We start from the raw sequence: 19,384 nt of genomic DNA, 5'->3' as shown, positions 1-19,384 counted from the left end.
TATAATATAGTAAGGGAGTTACTTGCCAATGACATCGAAGAAAAAATTGAGAAGTCTTCTGGGCGGTACACTTTTTATGGTGCTGATGCTCAGCGTACATCCGACGACTGTTTCCGCGAGTGCTGTGGGGAGCAGCACGGTGATGGACCAGTCTGTGGAGACAGAGGATCAGCAGAGCGGGATACAGAGTGAAACGCAGACACAGGCTTCACAGGACAGCGGTGCTGCTGTGCGGGCCAGTCAGAATGGCTGGGTTAAGGCAGGCGACAGCGGCTGGTATTTTTATGAGAACGGACAGCTGAAAACAGGATGGCTTTACCGGAATGGAAACTGGTACTGGCTGGATCCGGACCGGAACGGCCGCATGGCAGAAAACAGCTGGTTCACATACGATAATAATTTTTATTATGCCAAGGGAGACGGAGCAATCTATAAAAATGGTTTTCAGGAAGTAGATGGAAACCTTTATTATTTCCAGAGCTGGGGCGGCATTCAGAGAAATGTGTATCTCAGCATCAGCGGAAAAATGTATTATGTACAGGAAAATGGTATCGTTGCCCGTGGAATAGTCAGAACAATGAATGGACATGGTGATCTCTGCGCATTTGATGATACTACGGGAGCGCAGATCACACAAAAAGGCTGGCTGAAAAAAGGCACATCATATTATTGGGTAAGAGAAGACGGCATCCTGCAGACCGGCTGGCTGCTGTACGATGATAACTGGTACTGGTTTGATGATAATGGTGTCATGATGGCATCCGGCTGGAAAGAAATCAACAACAATCTGTATTACTTCCGGAGCTGGGGCGGCATTTATAAAAACGGTTTCCAGAGCATCGGAGGAAACGAGTATTATTTCCAGAGCTGGGGTGGTGTATATCGAAACACCTTCTTTACCGTAAAAGGGAAAACCTACATAGCGCAGAATGACGGATCGATCTATCATGCCAGCCAGACCGGCTGGGTTCAGCTGGGAGATCAGACTTACTGGATCAATCAGGATGGTTCTGTTCAGACCGGCTGGCTGAAGCTGGAAGGCAAATGGTACTGGCTGAAAGCGGACGGCACACGTGCTGCATCTGAATGGATCACGTATGACAACAACCGATACTATTTTGATGGTGACGGTGTGATGTACACCGGAATGAAAGAGGTTGACGGAGCAAGATATTATTTCCACAGCTGGGGCGGCGTTTACCATAACGAATCTTTTACCTGGCAGGGAAAGAAATACTGGGCAAAGGATGACGGAACCTTCTATACAGGTGTCTGCGATATCAATGGAAAGAAATACTATTTTCTGGAAGACGGCGAGCAGATTACAAAAGAGGGCTGGTATCTGACCAACGGAACGTATTACTGGATCAACAAGGATACGTCGCTTCAGACCGGCTGGGTGAAATATGACAACAACTGGTACTGGATGAAAGAAGACGGTACGATGGCATCGTCTGAATGGATCACCTACGACAAAAACCGCTACTATTTCCGAAGCTGGGGCGGCATGTACACCGGAATTCATACCATCGGCGGAACAAAATACGCATTCCAGAGCTGGGGCGGTCTGTACCATGATCAGACATTTACCATCGGCGGTAAAACATACTATGCCAATTCAGATGGAACATTTGCCACCGGCTGGGTGCAGAACGGCGGAAAAACGTATTATTTCGATGAGGACGGCACAAGCCATACGGGCTGGCTGCTTCTGGACGGAACGCATTACTGGATCAACGCCAATGGAACCAGAAGAGATGACGAGCTGTTTCAGTACGACGGAAACTATTATTATGTAGACAAAAACGGCGTTATGGCGACAAGCGGCTGGGTATACTGGGATTATAACTATTATTATCCGAGAAGCTGGGGCGGCATGTACAAGAATGCGTTTATTACCTATGATAATAACCTCTATTACCTTGGATCTGACTCGAAAATGGCAATCGGCTGGCAGTCGATTGGCGGAAATACATACTATTTCCGAAACTGGGGCGGCATGATAACCGGAAAACAGGTGATCGACGGAAAAACGTATGTGTTCGATGAGGACGGCAAGCTGGTACAGAGTCCGGACGGATTTGAACCGTCCGCGCAGATCGGTGTCCGCACCGTACGGAACTTTCTGAAAAATGCACTGCTTCCGCTTGGAAACACCCTGTATATCTGGGGAGGCGGCCACACAGACGCAGAGGCAGAGAGTTACGGCGTCAATGCGCAGTGGAAACAATTCTTCAATACACAGAATTCCACCTACAACTATTCCGATCATCTGTATGAGTACGGAAAAGGTCTTGACTGTTCCGGCTATGTCGGATGGACCGCACATCAGGTGACGAAAGAGTATGCAACGACAACCTCCACTGGAATGCCGGCCTACTTTGCAAGAAAAGGCTGGGGAACCTGCGTGACAGGCGATACGTCCCAGAAATTTACGCCGGGTGATGTGGTCAGCAAGAGCGGTCATGTCTGGATTGTCATTGGCCAGTGCTCGGACGGCAGCGTGGTTGTCATTCATGCGACACCGCCGTATATTCAGCTTGGCGGAACCGTTTCTTCAACAGGAAGCATTAACAGTGAAGCTATTGAGCTGGCAAATGAATACATGAAAATGTATTATCCGGTTGCGTATGAGCGGTATGGTGTAAAAGTTCTTGACCGGTCCTATCTGACCGGTGTGAATCATTTCACCTGGAGCAGCAGTATCTTAAGTGACAGGGAAGGCTACCGCAGGAAGAAACCGGCAGAAATCCTGAACGATCTGTTCCAGTAAAATATCTTCTATAAAAAATAAGAGAGAATACAAAAAAACTTTGTAGTTCGTGTATTCTCTCTTTCTTTTTGCGCTGGAATTGTCTATACTAGAAGGTGCGTGAAAGACGCAGATCAGAAATACAAAAGAAAAAATCTGGAAAATAAAAATACAAGGGGAGTAAACATGCGAAAGAGCTGGAAATGGGCGCTCTGTCTTGGCGTAGTGTCGTTGCTGCTGCTGGGCGGCTGCGGAAAAGAAAAGGCGGAACCAGTGGATCTGGTGCTGGTAACCGACGGCAGTGAGGTAGCTTCCGATGCCGTGTATCAGTCAGCATGGAACGGTCTTGCGCAGTATGGAGACGAGAGCGGTCTGAAATATGAAGCAAGTGTTCCGGCAGGACGGACAACAGAGGACTATGAAAACACCATCAAAGAGGCGGCGCAGAAGGGAGCATCCGTTATCGTCTGTGCCGGAACGAGCATGAGCCGCGCCGTTTACGATGCACAGCGCGACTGGAAGGATGTCCGTTTTCTGCTGCTGGAGGCAGAACCGGTCAGTGAGAGCGGCCGCAGCCGTCTCCGCGGAAATACAGAAAGCCTGGAAATTGATGTATCAGAGGCCGGCTACCTGGCAGGATATGCGGCAGTACAGGCCGGCTACACGCACCTGGGCTATATCGGACAGAAAAACGAAGAGAACGGAACAAAGTACGGGACAGGTTATGCACTCGGTGCAGAGGCGGCCGCTGCGGATCTGGGACTTGGAGAAAACAGCATCACGCTGGATTATACGTATCGGAAAAGCAGCAGCGTATCACCGTCGTATTTGGAAAAAATCAAAAGCTGGTATGGTGAGGGCGGACAGATTCTCTTCTCGGACGGTGCATCGTATCAGAATGTACTTGGCGCAGCAGCATCTGCGGCAGGCGGAGCACTGATCGCAAACGGCGGCGTGGAGGAGTACGCCAATGCCGTGTTGAAAGTACGTTTGGATTATGGAACTGCAGTTTACAATGCGTTAAAAGAAATGAAACAAAAGGATTTTGAAGGCGGGAAAATTGTAACGCGCGGCGTGACCGATCAGGAAATCAGTCTGGAATGGAATCAGGATGCGGTGCCGTACTTTACAGAGGATCAGTACCGGGCACTCTGTGCGAAATTCTCCGCAGAGGACTTTTCAATCCCTGACGGCGATGCGCTTTCCTCGCCGGATCAATACAAATTGAGTTGTGTGAGTGTACAGAAGGTAAAATAACATGTATCGTTACTGTTCACGAATTGTTTACAAAAAGTCGGGATATTTTTCCTTGCATCCATTTGTGAATTGTGATATTATGTAAAAGAATTGGGAAAAATATTTCAAAATTGTTACAGAATAATTGAATTTCTAAGAAACAGGGAAACCTGAAACAAAGAAACCTACATACAACGAATCAATTTGGGAGTGAAAGAATGAGAAAAAAATTTCTTGCCTTAAGTTTAGCAGTGATCGTAAGTGCAGCTCAGGTAATGACAGTAAGCGCCTCGAAACAGGAGCAGTTACAGCAGCAGCAGGCAGCACAGGCAGAGACCAGCGCACAGCTTGACAACGCAAAAGCAGAAATCGACGATCTGGAAACCAAAAAGAATCAGATTACCGGCGAGATTGATGACCTGGACGCACAGCTTGTCGTAACCATGGCATCCGTGGAAAATCTGAAAAATGAAATTGCAGAGAAACAGACAGAAATTGAAACAACACAGGAAAAACTGGCACAGTCCCAGGCTGAAGAGGACGAGCAGTACGAGCTGATGAAAAAACGAATCCAGTTCCTCTATGAGAGCGGCGGAGACAACGGCTGGGCAGCACTTCTTCTGGAGGGAAAAGATTTAAGCAGCATTCTCAACCAGGCTGAGTACACCCAGAAATTATACAAATACGACAGAGAGTGCCTGCAGGAGTACATGGATCTTGTACAGCAGGTAACAGACTACAGCAATCAGCTTGCAGATGAAAAAGCAGATCTCGAAGCCAGTGAGGCAGAGCAGGAAGCACAGCAGCAGTCCCTTGAGGCAATGCTTGAGCAGAAAAAAGCCGTTTCCGATGACTACGAAAACCAGATCGCAGACCTGAACGACATGGCTGCACAGTACAACGCAGTACTGGCAGAGCAGAACGCAAAGATCCAGCAGATCCAGGAGGAGATTGCAGCCGAAGAGGCAGCAAGAAAAGCCGAAGAGGCCCGTCAGGCAGCAGAAGCAGCCGAGGCAGCCCGCCAGGCAGAAGCAGCAAGACAGGCAGCAGCAGAAGCAGCCGCAAGCAGTGCTGCAAATAATACAACAACGGCAGACAACACACCGTCCAGCACAGGAAGCTCCACCACGACAACAACACCGTCTAACGGAGGAAGCTCTTACGATGATTCTTCGTCCAGCGATACCAGCAGCTCGGATGATTCCAGCAGCTCCAGCAGCTCCAGCAGCACCGGAAGCGCAACCGGAAGTGCCATCGTATCCTATGCAACACAGTTTATTGGAAATCCATACGTATGGGGCGGCACAAGCCTTACCAACGGAGCTGACTGCTCTGGTTTTATCATGAGCGTTTACGCACACTTCGGATACGACCTTCCGCATTCCTCCAGTGCACTGCGTGGTGTAGGACGCGGTGTATCTTATGCAGAGGCTCAGCCGGGCGATATTATCTGCTACAGCGGCCACGTAGCCATCTACATCGGCGGCGGTGCAATCGTACACGCAAGCAATGAGCGCGACGGTATCAAGATCAGCAGCAACGCAGCGTATACCACGATTCTTGCGGTAAGACGTGTGGTTTAAAAAAGAATTACATAGTAAGAATTTTCAGATCCCGGGAGAGAAAAATCCCGGGATCTTTTGCGTTTTGCTTAAAATTGAGTGCATTCGCGTTAAAACTGTGATATACTAAAGCACATCGGAGATACAAGGGCGTATTGACCAACAGAAGGTCAGTATGCCCTTTTGCTTGTTAGGAAGAAGGGAGAATCGTTATGAAACTGGAAAATTATTTTCGTCGTTTCGGTATTCGGAACGGATCTGGTGCGGAAAGTAGCGTCAGTGCTGTCCATCTGCATTATCGCCGGTCTGCTGATCGTCTACGTCCCGAACATCATCGCCGGAGCCGGAAAGATCGGCGATACTGTAAACGCCATGAAAACCGCAGACCTCCCATTCGGCAAAGCCCTGTACGCCGCATTCCTCTACGGAACCTTCCAGCTTGCCAATGTCGCAGTCTTCGTCCAGCATGCCAAATCCTTCGAAAAACCGCAGGATGCCGGAAAGAGCATGGCAGTCGGTGCCGTATTAAATGCCCTTCTGATGATCATGGTCGTCCTCGGAATCATGACCGTATACCAGAACCCGGAAATGATCCAGCAGAGCGTCCCGACATTATTTATGGTTCAGCAGGGCGTCGGCAGTAAATTCATGACACCGCTGATTTCCGTACTGATCATCCTCGGTGCCGTATCCACAGCCGTCAACATGGTTGCCGCCATGGTCAAACGAATCCACGCCGGTCTCGCTGAACGAAGCAGCAGAACAGAAACCGCAGGCAAAATCGGCCGCACCCAGATCCTTGCCGCGCTTGTCTGCTGCATCGCGGACTTCCTTATCGCACAGTTTGGTCTGCTGACGCTGATCCAGAAGGTGTACAGCATCCTGGCATACCTGGCAATCCCGGTCATCTTGGTGCCGTACGTGGTGCACATGGCGGTGATGCGGTTTGATACGAAAAAATAGAAAAGAACAATAAAAAATTTGTAACAAAAATTTACACCGCAGAAAGAGAGATTTGCTTCTGGAGAATGGAAGTATTTCGCAGACAGCAGAAAAAAGAAGATTCATGCAGAGCAGATGTGAGTCATAAAGAAATGACATGCGTCTGGCAGAGTATGTGTCGGTGACAAAGCAGAAAACAGGAACTCTTCTTTGGGACTCGATTGTGCCGTCAAAATATGGTATACTGCAAAAAGGATCAAAAAGCGGATATTGATATTTCACGGGAGGGGAAGAAGATGAAAAATGCACCGGCTTATGTGAAGGTTTACAGCAGACTGAAAAACGAGATCAATAAGGGAACATATCCTGTCGGGGGATTTCTGCCGAAGGAGTGTGAACTGGAGAAAATCTATCAGGTCAGCCGTACTACGGTACGGAATGCAGTAAAGATGCTGGTGCAGGAGGGACTGGTTGAGGTTCGCCAGGGTTCTGGAACGAGGGTGCTGAATCATAAGGCAATTCAGAATTATAACAAGGTCACATCGGTCACGGAATCCCTGATGAAAAAAGGATATCGGGTAACGACGTCAGATATGATGATCGACATCATTTCGGCGGACAAACAGCTCGCCGATGAACTGGAAATTCCGGAGGGAACCAGCGTGGCGAGGATTCAGCGGCTGCAGCTTGCGGATGAAGAGCCTGTTACGCTGATGGAAAATTATATCGAATATGCGAAAGTCCCTGGCATCGAGGCGTATGAGAATCAGTTTGTAGCGCTGTATCAGTTTCTGGAGGAGAAATTCGGCTTGCAGATTGATGAGACACGAGACAGAATTTCAGCGAAATCCGCGACCTTTATGGAAGCCCAGGTTCTGAAAACGGAGCCGAAGGATGCGCTTCTTGTGGTGCACAGAGTCACCTACTGGCAGAACCGGCCGGTGAGCATTGACCACGTGCGGATCATCGGAAGCAAGTACGAGGTGGAGATTTCGGGAAAAGGACGGAGTAAATGAGCGATGAGACAGAAGAACAGAAGAAACTGATGCGGCAGATTGATATCAGCTGTGTACAGGCATTTCATACAATGGATGAAATTGATGCGATGGTGGAGCTGGCAAAGAAATATCGTCTGGCTGCTGTGTTTACCTTGCCGGCGTTCAGCGCCCATGTGGCAGAACGGCTGCAGGACACCAGAGAAATCCATGCGGGAGGCGTGGTAAGCTTTCCGGGCGGCGGAGATACGACCGGACAGAAGAAGCGGCAGGCAAAAGAACTGTGGGAGGCTGGCTGCCGGGAAATCGACATGGTGATGAATCTTACGGCATTCAGAAGCCACGAATTTTCTTATGTAAAAGAAGAACTTCTGGCCATCCGGGAGCAGGTGCCTTCGGCGATTTTTAAGGTGATCATCGAGGCACCGCAGCTGACGGAGCAGGAAATCTGCCAGGCAGTGGATCTGTGTGTGGAAGGCCGTGCGGATTATGTAAAGACGAGCACCGGATGGTATCCCGGCTGTCCTTCCACCGTGGAGCAGGTTAGAATCATGAGCCGTGAAGCCGCCGGTCGCATTCAGATCAAGGCCGCCGGTGGAATCCGCAGTCTGGAAACTATACAGGAAATGCAGAAAGCCGGCTGTAGCCGTTTCGGTATGGGAATGCGGTCGGTACAGAATTTGATAAAAAGTATCTATAAGTAATCTATTGTGCAAAAGCTATAAAAAAGTCACGGAATATTCTACGATATTCCGTGACTTTTCTGTTGAATTAGTAACCTATTAGTGATATATTCGAATCATAGGAATCGATAAATCATTAACAATCTGAAAGGAGAGCAAAAGATATGAAAGGTTATGCAATGCTGAAAATCGGTGAATCCGGATGGATCGAGAAAGAACGCCCGAAATGCGGGCCGATGGATGCCATTTGCCGTCCACTGGCAGTTGCCATCTGCACATCAGATATCCACACTTTATGGGAAGGGGCCATCGGTGACCGTCATAACATGATTCTGGGCCATGAGTGCTGTGCAGAGGTTGTGGAAGTCGGAGAGCTCGTAAAAGATTTCAAACCAGGAGACCGGGTTCTTGTGCCGGCCATCACTCCGGACTGGAATTCTCTGGAAGCACAGGCTGGTTATTCCATGCACTCCGGCGGAATGCTGGCAGGCTGGAAATTCTCCAACTTCAAAGATGGTGTCTTTTCTGAATTCTTTCATGTAAATGATGCCGATGGAAACCTTGCGCTGCTTCCGAAAAACATCAATGTTGTCGACGCGTGCATGCTTTCCGATATGGTGCCGACCGGATTCCACGGCGTAGAGCTTGCCGATGTACAGTTTGGTGATACAGTTCTTGTCATCGGAATCGGACCAGTTGGTCTGATGTCGGTAGCCGGAACGAATATGCGCGGCGCATCGAGAATCATTGCTGTCGGAACGAGACCGGTCTGCGTAGAAGCGGCAAAAAAATACGGCGCAACGGATTTTGTCAGCTACAAGAACGGACCGATTTTCCAGCAGGTACTTGATATGACAGATGGAAAAGGTGTTGATAAAGTAGTCATCGCCGGCGGTGGTGTAGAAACCTTTGCAGAAGCAGTAAAATGTCTGAAACCGGGCGGAAAGATCGGAAATGTAAACTATCTTGGATCCGGTGACAACATTGATATTCCGCGTGTAGAGTGGGGCGTTGGAATGGGTCACAAACAGATTAACGGAGGCCTGATGCCTGGCGGAAGACTCCGCATGGAAAAACTGGGAGCTCTTGTTTCGGCAGGCAAGCTGGATGTCAGCCCGCTGTCCACACATGTGTTTGATGGATGGGATCATCTGGAAGAAGCACTGTTCCTGATGAGAGATAAACCGAAGGATTTAATCAAACCAGTCGTTAAATTGGCTGACTGATGATTTGAAAATTTGACTGAAAAAGGAAACGTATGAAAATATTGATCGTATCCGGCTTTTTGGGCGCGGGAAAAACAACATTTATCAAACGGCTGGCCAGGAACGTCGATCAGCGGTTTGCCATACTGGAAAATGAATATGGAGCCGCAGGAATCGACGGCGCACGTCTTGACCAGAACCGGCAGGGAACGCAGAAAAATGTATGGGAAATGACAGAGCAGTGCATCTGCTGCATCGGGAAAAAGGATTTTGCAGCATCCGTGCTGACCATTGCCAATGTGGTAGACCCGGAATACCTGATCGTAGAACCGACAGGCGTCGGAAGTCTCGCCCGGATTATAGAAAATCTGCGTCAGATCGAGTACGAGAGAATTCAGCTTCTCTCGCCGGTCACTATTGTGGATGTTTACAGTTACCGCCGCTATATGGCGGAATATCCCGAGCTGTATCAGGATCAGATCCGAAGCGCGGATACGATCATTGTTTCCAAAACAGAAGCATGCCAGGCGGAAGAAAAACAGCGCATCCAGAAATTTCTGCAGGAAATTAACCCGCAGGCAAAAATCATCACGGATTATGCATCCACGATGACATGGGAAGATTACCAGAGCCTGCTGCTGGGCGGCCGATATGAGAAAGAAGTACAGGATACGCAGAGCGGCGAAAAGATGCCGGAGACCTTCTCCTTCGAAAATATCCGAATGGAGGCACCGGAAACCCTGTGGTGTTTTCTGGAACAGATCATTCGCGGAGCGTTTGGAAATATCATCCGTGCAAAAGGACAGTTCGCAGCCGGAGACCAGTTTCTCCAATTTGATGTCGCCGATCACCGCTACAGCATCACCGGCACAGAACAGAAAAACGCCGGCCAGGCTGTGTTTATCGGAAACGATATGAACGAAGATGCGATCCGGCAGTATTTTAAGAAATGCGCCGGAAACCAGAAAATGAAATATGCTGCCCGTCATGTATCATAAAGTAAATAGGAAAAAGAGATTGCGGAGTCCTGCCAAAACAGGGTTTCGCAATTTTGGTTTTTACAGAAAGATTCAATTGAAAAACGAAGGATAGGCAAAAACGAAAAATTACGCTAAAATAAACATACAAGTATTCCAAATAAAACAAAAGAAAAATCAGGGGGGATCTGATATGGAGGAACAGAAAAGAAGACGGGAAAGAAAATCAGCGGCATACTGGTTGAGCAAAAGCTCGATTTTATATCCGATCTGTATCTTGTATGTGATGTATGTGAAACAGGTTGAGGTATATATTACAGAATGTTCCGTCCATATTTCGTCGGGGACAATGCTTTTTGCCTATGCGCTGTGCCTGATTTTGTGGCTGGCCTCACCCATTCGAAGCTACTGCGCAGATGGAACTGCAAATGAAGTTTTATTCTATGCATTTCCGCCGAGCATACTGATGCTGTTTTTGTTTGCCCAATATTCACTGAAAATTGTGTTGTTTCTTGCAGTGCTGGATGGGATATTTCTTGTTACGGTTTTAAGAGATTTACATAGAAAAAAACGAAAATATTCTCCGAAAAAATTCTGGAGATTAAAAAGAAGTGACTTAAACGCATTTCTGTTTGTTTCAGTATGCGTGAGTATGGTACCGACTTGTATGATGATATATTGGAAGCTTGAGTCTCCGTCCGGAGTGGCAGAACTTTACGAACGAAAAAAGGACTATAATCTCGTCCAGAATCAGGAGAACATTTTTCAGGAAAATAAAGAATTTCTGCTGAGCTTAAAGGAGAGCGAATGGAGGCAAAAAACACTGGAAGAAAGAACAATTGCAGCACAGAAGATGGTACGGCTTGAAACAGAACGACTTGGAATTCCCGAAATTCCGCTGTATGTGAAAGAGACAGGATCATCGAATTGCGTTGCATTATATAATAACGAAGAGAACGAAATATGGTATGCTCCAGAGCATTTAACATCTCAGACAGCAGAAGAATTTTTTACGGGAATTTGCGAAGAATGTTATCATGGAATGGAGTATTATCTGCTGGAGCGAATGGACTGGAATTCGGAAATGGCGAATACTGCTTATTTTGAAGAAATGAGGAAGTGGAAACTAAATGATAATCGCTACATATCTGGACGCGACGAGGGCGATTCGTTTGAAGCATATCAATCACAGCCGCTGGAAGCATCTGCCAAAAAGTATGCCAGTTCCGAAACAGAGGCACTGATTCATTTTATTGCTGTGTACGGCGATGAATAAAAATCTTTTAGGGGGGGAGGGAGAAAAGGAGCGTCGGGAAAAAAATAAAAAAATTAGCACTCTCCTATTGACAGTGCTAACAACTAGTGTTATAGTACGACTAGAACAAAGAAAGAAAAGAAAATTCACATCAACGCTCTTTTTGTTCGGAGCGAATGTTAGCACCCAAATAGATAAGGAGGAAGCCGATTATGAATATCAGTAAATTCACACAAAAATCGCTGCAGGCTGTACAGGACCTGGAAAAGACCGCATACGATTTCGGCAACCAGGAAATAGAGCAGGAGCATCTGTTGTATAACCTCCTGCATCAGGACGACAGCCTGATTCTGAAAATGATCGAAAAGATGGAAATCAACAAAGATCATTTTCTGAACCGTGTCGAGACGGCGCTGAACGACCGCGTCAAAGTATCCGGCGGTCAGCCGTATATCGGTCAGTATCTGAATAAAGCACTGATAAATGCTGAGGATGAGGCGAAAGCCATGGGAGACGAGTATGTTTCCGTAGAACACCTCTTCCTGGCAATGCTGAAAAACCCAAGCCCGTCCATGAAAAAACTGTTTCAGGAGTACGGCATCACAAGAGAACGTTTCCTGCAGGCATTAAGCACCGTGCGCGGAAACCAGAGGGTTACCACCGACAACCCGGAGGCAACATACGACACCCTGGAAAAATATGGACAGGATATCGTAGAAAAAGCCAGAAACCAGAAAATGGACCCGGTTATCGGCCGTGATACCGAAATTCGGAACGTTGTCCGTATCCTGTCCCGTAAGACAAAAAACAATCCGGTTCTGATCGGTGAGCCTGGTGTTGGTAAAACCGCAGTCGTAGAAGGCCTGGCCCAGCGAATCGCCAACGGCGATGTACCGGAGAGCCTGAAAGATAAAACCATTTTCTCCCTAGATATGGGAGCCCTGGTAGCCGGAGCAAAATACCGCGGCGAATTCGAGGAGCGTCTGAAAGCCGTTCTGGAGGAAGTCAGAAAGAGCGACGGAAAAATCATTCTGTTCATCGATGAGCTGCACCTGATCGTCGGCGCCGGAAAGACCGACGGCGCGATGGATGCCGGAAACATGCTGAAACCTATGCTGGCACGAGGCGAACTGCACTGCATCGGTGCCACAACGCTGGATGAGTACCGCCAGTACATCGAAAAAGATGCCGCCCTGGAGCGCCGTTTCCAGCCGGTTCAGGTTGATGAGCCGACCGTAGAGGATACGATTTCCATCCTGCGTGGCTTAAAAGAGCGCTACGAAGTTTACCACGGCGTAAAAATCACCGACGGTGCCCTCGTTGCAGCCGCAACCCTTTCGAACCGTTACATCAGCGATCGTTTCCTGCCGGATAAAGCAATCGACCTGGTCGACGAGGCATGCGCTCTGATCAAGACAGAACTGGATTCCATGCCGGCCGAGCTGGATGAGCAGCGCCGTAAGATTCTGCAGATGCAGATCGAGGAAGCCGCACTGAAAAAAGAGACCGACAATCTGAGCCGCGAGCGTCTGGAAACACTGCAGAAAGAGCTGGCTGAGTTAAAGGATACCTTCAATTCTGCAAAGGCACAGTGGGAAAATGAAAAGAGTTCCGTTGAGAAACTGTCCAAACTGCGTGAGCAGATCGAGGACATGAACCGCCAGATCCAGAAAGCAAAGAATGATTACGATCTGAACCGCGCCGCTGAACTGCAGTACGGTGAACTCCCGAAATTACAGCAGATGCTGGAAGCAGAAGAGAAAAAAGTTAAAAATGAAGATCTCTCCCTGGTACACGAGAGTGTAACGGATGAAGAGATTGCCAGAATTGTCTCCCGCTGGACTGGAATCCCGGTTGCAAAACTGACCGAAGGCGAGAGAACTAAGATCCTCGGCCTGGAAGATGAACTTCACACGAGAGTTATCGGCCAGAATGAAGCAGTCACCAAGGTTTCGGATGCGATCATCCGTTCCAAAGCCGGAATCAAGGATCCGACAAAACCGATCGGTTCGTTCCTGTTCCTTGGACCTACCGGTGTCGGTAAAACAGAGCTTGCGAAAACGTTGGCAGAAAAGCTGTTTGATGATGAGAACAACATGGTTCGAATCGATATGAGTGAATACATGGAGAAATACTCCGTCTCCCGTCTGATCGGAGCGCCTCCGGGATATGTAGGCTACGAGGAGGGCGGCCAGCTGACCGAGGCAGTGCGCAGAAAACCATATTCTGTTGTTCTGTTCGATGAGATCGAGAAAGCGCATCCGGACGTCTTCAACGTTCTGCTGCAGGTACTCGATGACGGCCGTATCACCGACTCCCAGGGCCGTACCGTAGACTTTAAAAATACGATCCTGATCATGACCTCCAATATCGGATCCCAGTATCTGCTGGACGGCATTCAGGACGACGGCAGCATCTCCGAAGAGGCGAGAAACCTGGTCATGCAGGATCTGCGTGCACACTTCCGTCCGGAGTTCCTGAACCGTCTGGATGAAACAATTATGTTCAAACCATTGACAAAAGACAACATTGGTCATATCGTAGATCTGTTGCTGAAAGGACTGAACAAACGTCTGGCAGACCAGGAGCTTACCGTCGAACTGAGCCCGGCTGCAAAACAGTTTGTCATCGAGGGCGGCTACGACCCTGTTTACGGCGCCCGTCCATTGAAACGTTTCGTACAGAAAGAGGTAGAAACCAGCACCGCAAAACTGATCCTTGGCGGTCAGGTCAGCGAGGGCGATACGATCCTTCTGGATGTGGAAAACGGCGGCCTGAAGGCAATGATCAAACCAGGTGTGGAGGTAGTAGACGAATGATGCCGAAAGATCCCGTAATGCTGCTGAGCTATGTCAATACGCAGTTAAGAGATTTTTACCCGTCGCTCGCAGAATTCTGCGCGGCCATGCAGACAGAGGAATCCGATCTGCGGGAAAAACTGGCGCTCATCGACTATGAGTACGATGAGAAAACGAACCAGTTTGTATAAGAATAACCAGGCCCTGAAAAAAATGGCGGAAAAAGGCGTTCCGTATGTGGAAAAAACACATACGGGGCGCCTTTTTTACGCAAAGCGTGTTTCTTATAACTGACAGGAAAAATCATATCTATAATAGAAGAAATGTGGTAAAATGGAGGAAAAGAAAATCCGCTGAAAATGGGGAAACAGCGGATCTGGAGAAGGAGGAAACAAATATGTATTTTGGTGTACAAATGTATGGGGTATCCAAAGAATGGAAACAGGATCCCGAAGGATTTTTAAAGAAAATCTATGAGGCAGGCTACCGCCAGATCGAGCCGTGTCTCGGATTCCGTGTTGATGCCAGGGACTACGGTTTCTGGATCCCGGAGGATCTGGAGCAGGCAATGCCGCTGCTTGCGAAATACCACATTGAGGTTCATACGGTCCACATTTTCCTGGATGAATACCACTATGAAAGAGAACTTGCCATTCTTACAGAACTGGCGCAGAAATACCATATTTCCTGGTTTGTCGTAAAGAGCCCGGAACGCCTGACAAAAGATGTTCTGGATGAAACCGCTGCAAGATACCGCGAACTGGCAGAAGAACTGGAAAAAGCCGGAGCAGGTCTTCTGATCCACAACGAAAAAGAAGATATCTGTATCCGCGTGAATGGAAAAACAGCGTACGAATATCTCCTGGAAGCCTGCGGTGAAAAAGTCGGAGCAGAAGTAGATGCCGGCTGGATGTACTGCGGCGGCGTCGACCCGGAAGAGTTCCTCTGGGCGCATGCGGACCGAGTCAAAGCCGTTCATTATAAAGATATGAAAATCACCGGCCAGGAAGCGCCGCTTGGAAAAGGCATGGTTGATCTGAAAGCCTGCTTCCAGTTCGCCCGCGCAAACGGTGCACTGCAGATTGTGGATATGGATGCGGCAACACTGGAGGATACCTGCCGCGCCGGAAAAATGCTCTCCGGATGGACAGGGGACAGAGACAACACCGACAGCATTCTCTGCACGATGGATGTGGAGACCGGAGAAGAAACCGTGCTGCATGAGTTTCCGGGAATCATCGAGGCACCGAACTGGCTGAACGATGGAAACACCCTGCTTTATAATGCGGATGGAAAAATCTACCGCTATGAGATCGACAAAGACCATGTGGAGCAGGTTGATACCGGTTTCTGCGTGCAGTGCAACAATGACCACGTTCCGTCACCGGACAACCAGCTGCTGGCGGTAAGCTGCATGCCGCCGGAACTCACAGATGGAACGTATGAATCCCACATCTACGTGCTCCCGATGACAGGCGGTGAACCAAAAGACCTCACCGGACCGGGTCTCAGCTATCTGCACGGCTGGTCGCCGGACGGAAAAGAGCTTGCGTACTGTGCCTTCCGCAAAAAGCCGGAGGAGGAGACTATGCGCATTGAGATCTGTACGATTCCATCAGACGGCGGCGAGGAAACCTGCCTGACGGACGGCAAAGGCTACAACGACGGTCCGGAGTATTCACCGGACGGAAAGCACATCTGGTTCAACAGCACCAGAAGCGGTCTGATGCAGGTATGGCGGATGAACCGTGACGGCAGCGGTCTCACCCAGATGACCGATTTCGATGCCAACAACTGGTTCGGCCACGTTTCGCCGGATGGAAAACACGTCATTTACCTGACCTTCGCTAAAGGTGAGCTGGAACCGAATGAGCATCTGCCGAACATGTATGTATCGCTTGGAATGATGGATTATGACGGACAGAATAAGAAAAAAGTGCTGGATCTTTTCGGCGGCCAGGGCAGTATCAACGTCAACTCCTGGGCACCGGACAGCCGCAGAATTGCGTATGTGAAATATGTGCTTCATCACAAATAAAGGAATATCTTAAGAAAATCTGACGGGCCGTAAAAATTCATGGAAGTATTGTGAAAAAACGTTGAAAGTATTTTAGCGGAAATGCACAAGAATTCTTACGAATTTTTACGGCCCGTTGACTCTTTTTCTGACACACGTATAATGAAAGTAACAAGAGAAACTGCGGCCCCTGGCGGCTGCAAAACAATCAAAAGGAAAGGAGGATTTGTGTTATGAAGAAAACGAAAAAAATGCTTTCGTTTGTACTGTCCATGCTTCTGATCGTGACGATGTTCCCAACCATGGCATTCGCAAAAGAGGAAGCCAAAACGTGGAAGTTCGGAGAGCTTTCGCTGAAAGCAGGCGACGTTCTCGGCAAAGATACGGAGATTAAAAATGATGCAGAGAACAGAGAAATCCGAATACTTTCAGAAAAAACAAATCTGGATGAAAAGAAAGATGACAAAGAAAGAATAAAAACAGAAAAAGAGGCTGTGATCGCAGCGGCGGCTTCCTGGAATCTGAAGGATCTTACGGAAAAGGCCAAAAAGGCTCCGGCAGATTATCTGCTTAAAAAGGCAGACAGCTGGAACGGAAGCTGGATTGTAACAAAGATCGCAGAAACGGAAACAAAAGATGCCATTGAAATCCAGATAAGAACCTATGAGTACGTAGCTGTAACAGAAATCCAGGGCATACCGAAAGAAATCCCGGGAATCACCGCACTGACGGGCAAAGCAGTTCCAGAAAATGCAGATCAGAAACAGATCACATGGGAAATCACGGATGCCGGAATGACAGGTGCTGTTTTAGACGGCACAAACCTGAAAGTAACGAATGCCGGAACCGTAAAACTTCTGGCGACAATCAAAGACGGAAAGAAAACCGGCGTTGACTTCACACAGGAATTCACTGTGATTGTAAAAGCCGCAGATTACACCAAAGTAACAGAAGCGCTGGCGCTGATCCCGGAGGACATGGGCCGGTATACAGAAGAAAGCGCGGCAGCTGTTCAGAAAGCAAAAGATGCGGTAAAAGAGAACCTGCCATCAGCTGAACAGGAAACCGTAAATGGTTATGCGGCAGCCATTCAGACAGCAGTAAACGCACTGACGCTTCTTGGCGCAGATTACACAGAAGTTGATGCAGTACTTGCCAAAGTTCCGGGAGATCTTTCTATCTATACGGAAGAAAGCGTGGAAGCACTGAATGCAGTCATCGCATCCATCGACCGCACCAAAACGGTAGAAGAGCAGCAGGCAGTTGATGCTTATGCGGAAGCACTGGAGAATGCAATTGCAGCACTGGTACGCAAACCGGTTCCAGCAGATTATCAGGGAGTGGAAGAACTCCTGGGAAAGATTCCGAAAGACTTATCCATTTATACCGAAAAGAGTGTAAAAGCACTGAATGTGGCAAAAGAAGCCATTGTATGGGATCTGGATGACAGCAGACAGGAGGAAGTCGATCAGTTTGCAGAAAACCTGAAAGCAGCTCTTGACGGACTGACCCTGAAACCGGCGGACTACAGCACCGTAGACGCGGCTCTTGCCAAAGTTTCGAATGATCTGAGTATTTATACGGAAGAAAGCATTCAGCCGCTTCAGACAGCGATCAACAGCGTAGAAAGCGGAAAAACCATTCTGGATCAGGCAGAAGTAGACGGCTGGGCAGCAGCAATTGAAAATGCACTGGCAGGACTGCAGGTTCGGAAAGCAGATTATTCCAAAGTAGAGGAAGCCATCAAAAAGATTCCGGCGGACCTCAGTCTGTATACCGATGCGTCTGTAAAAGCACTGGAAGATGCAAAGAACAGCGTCGTAACCGAGCGGCCGGTCACAGAGCAGGAGAGCGTAGACGGTTACGCAAAAAAGATCGAGGCAGCGATTGCCGGCCTTACGTATAAAGATGCGGACTACAGCAAAGTAGATGCCGCAGTGAAGAAGATTCCAAACGATCTGAAGAAATACACGGACGAGAGCGTAAAAGCAGTCAATGATGCAAAAGCAGCGATTGTACGCGGAAAGAATATCACGGAGCAGAAGACGGTGGATGGTTATGCGGCAGCGCTGGAAAAAGCGATTGCCGGCCTGAAACAGAAACCGATGACTGCGCAGAATCTTCCGAAGATTACCAAAGGAGTCAATCAGTCAGGTATGCAGGGCAAGGAGCTTTCCTTCACCGCAGATTTTGAAGCAAAGGATCTTAAAAAGGTTCTCATCGACCAGAAAGAGATTGATGCGAAGAATTATGTGACGGCTGGAAAAGAGAATACGCAGGTTACGCTGAAGGCCGAGTATACAAAGAGTCTGGCAGAAGGCAAGCATACGATTTCGATCGTTTCAAGCAAGGGCCAGGCGGATACCGTATTCTATCTGAAGAAAGCAACAAAGAGTCCGGACACGGGAGACCGCACACAGGTGATGCTGTGGGTGATCCTGCTCGGCGTTTCTGCAGCAGCAGTGGTCGGAGCAGTTGTTTATCGCAAACGTGAGAAATAAGAGTTGAAAGGGAAAGGCGCCGGAAGGCGCCTTTTCTTTTGGTGGTTTCGAAGTAGATTGTAAATAGTCAGATAAAATACAAAATATGCAGAATTAACTATATTTTTCTAAAAATAAGAAAATTCGAAAAAAGGTGTTGACTTTTGCTTTTGGCGGTGTTATTATAACTAAGCTGTCAGCGAGAGCTACAGTGAATGAGTTCTTTTGAAACAGAAAAACCTAGTTCGGAGCCGGGTGGCTGCCGCGGGTTGCAAAAACTGCTTCAAAAAAAATCTGAAAAAAGTTCTTGACAAAAGCAAATGAGTTTGATAAAATAAACGAGTTGCTGATCGAGAGAACAGCAAAGAAGTTCGAAAGAGCTTCAAAAAAATAAATTAAAAAAGTTCTTGACAAACGAAAAGTTCTGTGATAAAATAAACGAGCTGATCCGAGTCGGAACAGCAGAGATCCTTGATAATTAA

General features: G+C 48.1%; 14 protein-coding genes. 13 read left to right on the top strand and 1 reads right to left on the bottom strand.

Annotated features, from left to right (window positions below; translation table 11 throughout):
- Window positions 1-28: 28 nt before the first annotated feature.
- From DXD02_RS12140 to DXD02_RS12075, 13 genes are all read left to right on the top strand, one after another.
- Complete coding sequence (locus DXD02_RS12140) at window positions 29-2,773, top strand: hypothetical protein (protein ID WP_118666905.1); 2,745 nt, start codon at window positions 29-31, stop codon at window positions 2,771-2,773.
- Between the two features lie 165 nt (window positions 2,774-2,938).
- Window positions 2,939-4,009 carry a BMP family ABC transporter substrate-binding protein gene (locus tag DXD02_RS12135; protein WP_147399056.1) on the top strand — a complete coding sequence of 357 codons (1,071 nt, stop codon included), beginning with the start codon at window positions 2,939-2,941 and terminating at the stop codon, window positions 4,007-4,009.
- Window positions 4,010-4,206: 197 nt separating this feature from the next.
- The gene (locus DXD02_RS12130; protein ID WP_118666903.1) at window positions 4,207-5,571 is read left to right on the top strand and encodes a C40 family peptidase; all 1,365 of its coding nucleotides are present in this window, start codon (window positions 4,207-4,209) and stop codon (window positions 5,569-5,571) included.
- Window positions 5,572-5,811: 240 nt separating this feature from the next.
- A complete protein-coding gene (locus DXD02_RS12125) occupies window positions 5,812-6,513 on the top strand; it encodes a hypothetical protein (RefSeq protein WP_199691644.1) in 702 nt (233 codons plus the stop codon).
- A gap of 275 nt (window positions 6,514-6,788) precedes the next feature.
- Complete coding sequence (locus DXD02_RS12120; RefSeq protein ID WP_055220242.1) at window positions 6,789-7,508, top strand: GntR family transcriptional regulator; 720 nt, start codon at window positions 6,789-6,791, stop codon at window positions 7,506-7,508.
- The gene (deoC, locus tag DXD02_RS12115) at window positions 7,505-8,191 is read left to right on the top strand and encodes a deoxyribose-phosphate aldolase (protein WP_055220244.1); all 687 of its coding nucleotides are present in this window, start codon (window positions 7,505-7,507) and stop codon (window positions 8,189-8,191) included. The genes DXD02_RS12120 and deoC overlap by 4 nt, the downstream gene beginning before the upstream one ends.
- 143 nt (window positions 8,192-8,334) lie before the next feature.
- Window positions 8,335-9,396 (top strand): NAD(P)-dependent alcohol dehydrogenase, encoded by a 1,062-nt coding sequence (locus DXD02_RS12110; RefSeq protein WP_118666902.1) that lies wholly within the window; start codon window positions 8,335-8,337, stop codon window positions 9,394-9,396.
- A 32-nt stretch (window positions 9,397-9,428) separates the two neighbouring features.
- Window positions 9,429-10,373: a CobW family GTP-binding protein gene (locus tag DXD02_RS12105; RefSeq protein ID WP_118666901.1), complete on the top strand. Its 945-nt coding sequence runs from the start codon at window positions 9,429-9,431 to the stop codon at window positions 10,371-10,373.
- Window positions 10,374-10,545: 172 nt separating this feature from the next.
- Window positions 10,546-11,628: a hypothetical protein gene (locus tag DXD02_RS12100; RefSeq protein WP_117814360.1), complete on the top strand. Its 1,083-nt coding sequence runs from the start codon at window positions 10,546-10,548 to the stop codon at window positions 11,626-11,628.
- A 191-nt stretch (window positions 11,629-11,819) separates the two neighbouring features.
- The gene (gene clpB, locus DXD02_RS12090; protein ID WP_055220290.1) at window positions 11,820-14,426 is read left to right on the top strand and encodes an ATP-dependent chaperone ClpB; all 2,607 of its coding nucleotides are present in this window, start codon (window positions 11,820-11,822) and stop codon (window positions 14,424-14,426) included.
- Entirely contained in the window at window positions 14,423-14,596 is a 174-nt protein-coding gene (locus DXD02_RS12085; protein WP_022461670.1) for a DUF4250 domain-containing protein, read from the top strand. Before clpB ends, DXD02_RS12085 begins: the two co-directional genes overlap by 4 nt.
- A gap of 206 nt (window positions 14,597-14,802) precedes the next feature.
- Complete coding sequence (locus DXD02_RS12080; protein ID WP_158580143.1) at window positions 14,803-16,443, top strand: TIM barrel protein; 1,641 nt, start codon at window positions 14,803-14,805, stop codon at window positions 16,441-16,443.
- 212 nt (window positions 16,444-16,655) lie between these two features.
- Window positions 16,656-18,923, top strand: a complete 2,268-nt coding sequence (locus DXD02_RS12075; protein WP_118666898.1) for a hypothetical protein — start codon at window positions 16,656-16,658, stop codon at window positions 18,921-18,923.
- Window positions 18,924-19,142: 219 nt separating this feature from the next.
- On the opposite strand, the gene DXD02_RS15650 is transcribed toward DXD02_RS12075, so the two are convergent.
- The coding region (locus tag DXD02_RS15650; protein ID WP_207665682.1) for a hypothetical protein at window positions 19,143-19,384 on the bottom strand (242 nt) is incomplete at its 5' end.

Origin of the sequence: Blautia sp. TF10-30 (assembly GCF_003481245.1) — a bacterium.
In the GTDB taxonomy this organism is placed as follows: Bacteria; Bacillota; Clostridia; order Lachnospirales; family Lachnospiraceae; genus Fusicatenibacter; species Fusicatenibacter saccharivorans.
This window is presented reverse-complemented; position numbering and strand designations above follow the sequence as displayed.

Coding starts and splice junctions, on each gene's coding strand:
- DXD02_RS12130 (WP_118666903.1), top strand. CDS start 4,207: ATGAGAAAAAAATTTCTTGCCTTAAGTTTAGCAGTGATCGTAAGTGCA.
- clpB (WP_055220290.1), top strand. CDS start 11,820: ATGAATATCAGTAAATTCACACAAAAATCGCTGCAGGCTGTACAGGAC.
- DXD02_RS12085 (WP_022461670.1), top strand. CDS start 14,423: ATGATGCCGAAAGATCCCGTAATGCTGCTGAGCTATGTCAATACGCAG.
- deoC (WP_055220244.1), top strand. CDS start 7,505: ATGAGCGATGAGACAGAAGAACAGAAGAAACTGATGCGGCAGATTGAT.
- DXD02_RS12135 (WP_147399056.1), top strand. CDS start 2,939: ATGCGAAAGAGCTGGAAATGGGCGCTCTGTCTTGGCGTAGTGTCGTTG.
- DXD02_RS12105 (WP_118666901.1), top strand. CDS start 9,429: ATGAAAATATTGATCGTATCCGGCTTTTTGGGCGCGGGAAAAACAACA.
- DXD02_RS12080 (WP_158580143.1), top strand. CDS start 14,803: ATGTATTTTGGTGTACAAATGTATGGGGTATCCAAAGAATGGAAACAG.
- DXD02_RS12075 (WP_118666898.1), top strand. CDS start 16,656: ATGAAGAAAACGAAAAAAATGCTTTCGTTTGTACTGTCCATGCTTCTG.
- DXD02_RS12140 (WP_118666905.1), top strand. CDS start 29: ATGACATCGAAGAAAAAATTGAGAAGTCTTCTGGGCGGTACACTTTTT.
- DXD02_RS12100 (WP_117814360.1), top strand. CDS start 10,546: ATGGAGGAACAGAAAAGAAGACGGGAAAGAAAATCAGCGGCATACTGG.
- DXD02_RS12120 (WP_055220242.1), top strand. CDS start 6,789: ATGAAAAATGCACCGGCTTATGTGAAGGTTTACAGCAGACTGAAAAAC.
- DXD02_RS12110 (WP_118666902.1), top strand. CDS start 8,335: ATGAAAGGTTATGCAATGCTGAAAATCGGTGAATCCGGATGGATCGAG.